5 protein-coding genes and 1 pseudogene are annotated in these 4,845 nt (G+C 70.7%); 3 read left to right on the plus strand and 3 right to left on the minus strand.

Annotated features, from left to right (window positions below; all coding sequences use genetic code 11):
• Together SACHA_RS19845 and SACHA_RS0101930 are read left to right on the plus strand one after the other, a co-directional pair.
• Positions 1–201 (plus strand): annotated as a pseudogene (locus tag SACHA_RS19845) (DUF58 domain-containing protein); the annotation flags it as partial.
• A 254-nt stretch (positions 202–455) separates the two neighbouring features.
• On the plus strand, positions 456–1,193 hold the full coding sequence (locus SACHA_RS0101930) for an SGNH/GDSL hydrolase family protein (protein WP_019806773.1): 738 nt from the start codon (positions 456–458) through the stop codon (positions 1,191–1,193).
• A 31-nt stretch (positions 1,194–1,224) separates the two neighbouring features.
• Here the strand turns inward: SACHA_RS0101930 and SACHA_RS0101935 are convergent, their stop codons facing one another.
• Entirely contained in the window at positions 1,225–2,352 is a 1,128-nt protein-coding gene (locus tag SACHA_RS0101935) for a class I SAM-dependent methyltransferase (RefSeq protein WP_019806774.1), read from the minus strand.
• Between the two features lie 660 nt (positions 2,353–3,012).
• Here SACHA_RS0101935 and SACHA_RS24790 point away from each other — a divergent pair.
• Positions 3,013–3,306, plus strand: coding sequence for a hypothetical protein (locus tag SACHA_RS24790; RefSeq protein WP_019806775.1), 294 nt, complete (start codon positions 3,013–3,015; stop codon positions 3,304–3,306).
• An 82-nt stretch (positions 3,307–3,388) separates the two neighbouring features.
• Here the strand turns inward: SACHA_RS24790 and SACHA_RS0101945 are convergent, their stop codons facing one another.
• The gene (locus tag SACHA_RS0101945; protein ID WP_020628581.1) at positions 3,389–4,507 is read right to left on the minus strand and encodes a helix-turn-helix domain-containing protein; all 1,119 of its coding nucleotides are present in this window, start codon (positions 4,505–4,507) and stop codon (positions 3,389–3,391) included.
• Between the two features lie 62 nt (positions 4,508–4,569).
• A partial coding sequence (locus SACHA_RS19850; RefSeq protein WP_039737648.1) for a stage II sporulation protein M occupies positions 4,570–4,845 on the minus strand: 276 nt, incomplete at its 5' end.

The following is a 4,845-nucleotide window of genomic DNA, read 5'->3' on the forward strand; positions in this document are numbered from 1 at the left end:
GTGGCACGGCTGGCACGGGGCCGGGGCGACGTGGACGCGGTGTACGGGGCGGCGGCGGCCGAACGCACGCTGGCCGAACGCCGGCACGTCACGGCACTGCTCGCCCGGCACGGCACCGAGGTGGTGGACGCGGTGCCGGACGAGCTGGCACCGGCACTGGCCGACCGCTACCTCACCCTCAAGGCCCGGGGTCACCTGTAACGGTCGGTCCGCGGGGGGCCGGACACACCGACACCACACCAGGAACGGCCGACGGGCGCGTGTGTTCACCCACATCGGTGGTTCACACCCCCGGTGCGTGAAACACCGGGTAGGACGGTGGCGACGTCCAAAGCGAATGCCGCGGCGGGTTGCGGACCGTGGCGGTCGCGGTCGAGGAGTGGAGACCAGTGCAGGGGTCGGGACCAATGTCCGGGTCAAGGGCGCTGTCGGATTCAAGGGCGCCGCGGCGTCGTGTGCGGGCCGCGTTCCTGGTGGGCGTCCTCGTGTCGGTCGCCGGATGCTCGGCGCCGCGCGCGGCCCGCGAGGCGCCGCCGACGTGGTGTGCCGACCCCGGTTCCGCCGTGGTGCTCGGGGACTCCCTGAGCACCGGACGGGGACTGCCGGAGTACGACGGCGGGGGCGGATACACCGAGACCCCGCACAGTTGGACCACGGGCTTCGACCGGATGGCCGCACAGCGCTGGGGGACGAGCACCGGTGTCGTGGCCCGCGACGGGGCGATGGTGTCCGACTTCCTCCCCGGTGGCCGGTGGGAGGACACCAGCGGGACCGTCGCGATGCTGCGCGACCGCGAACCGAGCCTGGTCGTCGTGGCACTGGGGGCGGGCGAGTACGCGCGGGACGTCCATCCCGGGGAGTTCGACGAGCGGTACCGGCAGCTCGTGCACGACATCCGCCGGGTCTCGCCGCGCTCGACCGTGCTGCACCTGATCGGGCACGAGCCGGGCTTCCGCCAGGTGGAGGACCCGTCCCACTCCTGGCAGGCCTACGTCGACGTGATCCGGATCCTGGCGGCGGACACGGATACCCACCTGCTCGACCTGCGTCAGCACCTCCCCACGGGTGGCACGCCGGACGACGCGGGACTGCTCCAAAAGGACGACAGTCACCTCAACGCGGCCGGACACCGGGTGGTCCGCACCGCGGTCTGGACCTATCTCACCACCTGGTGCGACGGCACGGGATCCTGAACCCCCCGGCCCACCCGGCCGGACCGCGGGTTCACCCGGCCGTGCGCTGGGCCGGCGGTTCGCCGGGTTTGCGGGAGACGAACACCGAGTCCAGGGGATCGTCCGGCACCTCGTGGACCTCGGTGCCGACGAACCCGGCGTCGGTGAGCATGGTCCGGGCGAGCTGTTCGCCCCACACGGTGCCGAGCCCGGCCCCGCCCTGGGCCAGGGACACGGTCATGCAGTGCAGCGTGCTGATCGAGTACAGCAGCGGCGCGTTCGGGTTGTCCAGGTTGTCGACCAGGTCGGTGGCCGCGCGGGTGTCCATCATGACGAAGTACCCGCCCGGCGCCAGGGCCTCGAACACCCGGCGCAGCACCCGGGCGGGCGCGGCCTGGTCGTGGATGGTGTCGAAGGCGAACACCGCGTCGAACGGCGGGTCGACGGGCATCCGGGTCACGTCGAGCACCTCGAAGGAGACGTTGTCCAGCCCGTACTCGCCGGCCTCCGCGCGGGCGCGGCCGACGGCGTCCTCGGCGAAGTCGTAGCCGACGAACGTCGAGGCCGGATACGCCGCCGCGAGCAGCACCGTGGTGTGCCCGGTGCCGCAGCCGATGTCGGCCACCCGGACGCCCTCGGCCAGCCGGGCGGGCAGGTCGCCGGTGAGCGGGAGGATGCCGTCCACCAGCTGGTCGTCGAACAGCCCGCGGTTCATGCCGTCCATGAGCTCGGTGAACCGGGGCCGGAACCGCTCGTACGGCACGCCGCCGCCCTCGCGGAAGGCCGTGGTGAGCTCGTCGAGATGTTCCCCGAGCACCGCCACCCCGCTGGCGAACGGGGCGAGGTTGGTCGAGCGGGTGCCGGTCAGGCACAGCGCGTGCTCGGGCGGCAGGGTGAAGGTCAGGGTGCGGGCGTCGTACTCGACGACGCCGCCGGTGGCCATCGCGCCGAGCCATTCGCGGACGTAGCGCTTGTTCAGCCCCGCCCGGTCGGCGAGCTCACTGCTGGTGGCGGGGCCGTGCGCGAGCGCGTCGAACAGACCGGTCCGGTGTCCGATGCCGATCAGGTGGCTGAGCATGCCCCCGGTGACGAACTCCTGCATTCTCCCGGCGAACCGCTCCATCCGCTCGGTGTCCAGTTCGGTGCCTGCCGGAGCCTGCTGCGGCGGTGTCGCGGTCATGGTGCCCTCCCTGGGGGCGGTGTCGCGTGCGAGCTGACGAACGAGGATTCACCCGATCGTGCCGCAGCGAAACCGGCGCGGAGGGATCGGTGACGGCACCTTCGGCGCTACTGGCACGGCCCGTCGCACGGATCGACGGAACACGGCGCGACGTGCTCCGGTGGCCACAGGATTCGCGATACCGTCTTCGCCATGAGGCACTCCGGTGACGGGACGACAAAGCTCGGTGACACGCTGGCCGAGCTTCGCGAAGAACGTTGATGACGGGTGGCGCCGGAAGTCCGGGTCAGGGTGGAGCTGCCAAGAAAAGGGCCCGGTACGGGTTCCCGAAGGGAGACGCTCCGACCGGGCTTGCGGGCTTCACTGTACCCGGACGTCGTTGCCGGACAAGTGCTCCTCGCCTCACGCCGAGGTGGGGAGCGGGGTGCCGGTGGGGTCCGGGGTGACGTCGCGGTTTCGCCCGCGCGACCTCTGATCAGCACAAACCGTTTTCGAGCGCCCACTCTTGAATCCCCCGGGGCCGAACGGCAGGCGGTACTGACTCGCGAGCAGATCGTCCGCGCGTGCTTCCACCAGTTCAACGGTCAGTAGACCGCCACGGATGGCCTCGCACAGCAGTGCCAGGGTGGGGCGCAGCGCTACCCCGTGGGTCTTCGCGGCATGTCTGCCCGCACCGTCGTCGATGATCGCGATTCCGCCGCTGGTCTTCGCGAGTGCCAGAACCGCGGCTTCCCCCCTGTTCCGCTCGCCGCGGACCAGGAGAGCGGCGAACTCGGCGAAAGCCGTGACCTCGTCCGCGGAACAGAGCTGCGCCGTTCGAGCCAGGTCGCGTTGAGCGCTGCGGCGACCCTGTCGTCCCGGATGGCACCTTCGGTGAGCTCCTCGGAGACCACGTCCGGGATCAGTGCCTTGCGGTCACCGACCACCGCTTTCAGCACCCCCAGCCAGCTCTGACAGGCGAAGTGCATCAGCGGCCCGGTCTCGAAGACCAGTATCTCGGGCGGTGGGGCGTCGTCCGCGGGTATGTCGACACCGGTCATCCGATGAAGTCCCAGATCGCGCTCTCGGGGAGTTCGGCGAGTTCGGGCAGATCGCCTTCCTCCCAGGTGTCGAGGAGGAGATCGGTCGCCCGGGCGGCCGAGATCGTTTCCTGTCGGTACAACCGCAGTACGGCCTTCTCGTAGGTGTGAGGCAGAGACGGAGGAGCGAGCTCATCGCTGGTCACCAGATTGAGCTCGACGATGTCGGCTCGAGTGGTCCGATACTTCCTGATCTGGGACGCTTCCGAATCGCCGACGAGCCGGAGTTCGTGCGTCCGGCGGGCGAGTGTGGACATGTCCACCCGGAACCTGCTCGCCGTCCTGATGGCGGTGGTTCGCAGTGAATCCCCGTGTTCTCGGAGGTCGGTCCAGAACCGCCCGACGCTCTCCGCCGGAAGCAGGAGGGCGCGGGCGAAGCGGTCGATCCGGGACTCCCACGCCTGGTCGTCCTCCTTCTCATCGATCCGCCAGTCGACCGTGTAATCGTCCGCGAACAAGTGGTGCCCCAGCTCGTGGGTGAGCGCGAGACGGCGCCGCCCGACACGGAGGTGGCCGTTGACGATGGCGACACCGCCTGTGGCCAGCAGGATGGACGCCGCGTCCGCCGCATTCGGTCCCATGTCGATCGAGAACGCCAGCACGCCGAGTCCGGCGAAAGTCGCCGACAGATTGACGAGGGGGTCGGCGTCGGGCACTCCGAGCATCCGCCGTGCCTCGACGGCGGCCTGTTCGGCCTCGGTCGTGTTCCTCGGCCGATCGAGAGAGGGCACGGAGGGGAGGGAGAACGAGCCGTCGCGGTCCGTGACGAACTCCACGCTCCAGGCGATGCGCTCCACCCGACGGTCGATGTCCGGGCTCTCGGCGCCCGGTTCCGCCATGTTCCGGTGGGAGACGATCGCGGCGGGTGTTTCCTCGACGAACCATTCGATCCGTTCCCCGACCGCTTGCGCGATGCGAGCGAGTTCGAGGGCCGACACACGACGGGAGCCACTCTCGATCTTCGCGAGTGCCGAACGATCGAGAGAGACGGCCGAGGCGAGGTTGGCCTGGGTCAGCCCGGCCCGGTCTCTCGTGGCGGCGATGCGCTTCCCCATGGACTCGGCGTCGACAGTCACTGTGCGATTTTAGAACATCCGGGTGGGAATCGCCAACTCCGCCGGACCGCGCCCGCTCCGCCTCACGCCGAGGTGGGGAGCGGGGTGTCGGTGCGGTCCGGGGTGACGTCGCCGGTCTCGCCCGCGCGGGCGGCGCGGCGGCCGGGGACGAAGACGTACCACAGAAACGCCGCCTCGGCGGCCACACCGATGCCCACCCGCGCCCAGGTGGGCAGACCCGACGGGGTCACGAACGCCTCGATCACCCCGGAGACCAGCAGCACGCACACCAGTCCCAGCGCGATCGCGGCGACCGCGCGGCCCGCCCGCGCCAGGGCCACGGACCGCGGCCGTCCCCC

The organism is Saccharomonospora halophila 8, assembly GCF_000383775.1.
GTDB classification, from domain to species: Bacteria; Actinomycetota; Actinomycetes; order Mycobacteriales; family Pseudonocardiaceae; genus Saccharomonospora; species Saccharomonospora halophila.

Coding starts and splice junctions, on each gene's coding strand:
- SACHA_RS0101935 (WP_019806774.1), bottom strand. CDS start 2,352: ATGACCGCGACACCGCCGCAGCAGGCTCCGGCAGGCACCGAACTGGAC.
- SACHA_RS24790 (WP_019806775.1), top strand. CDS start 3,013: ATGTCTGCCCGCACCGTCGTCGATGATCGCGATTCCGCCGCTGGTCTT.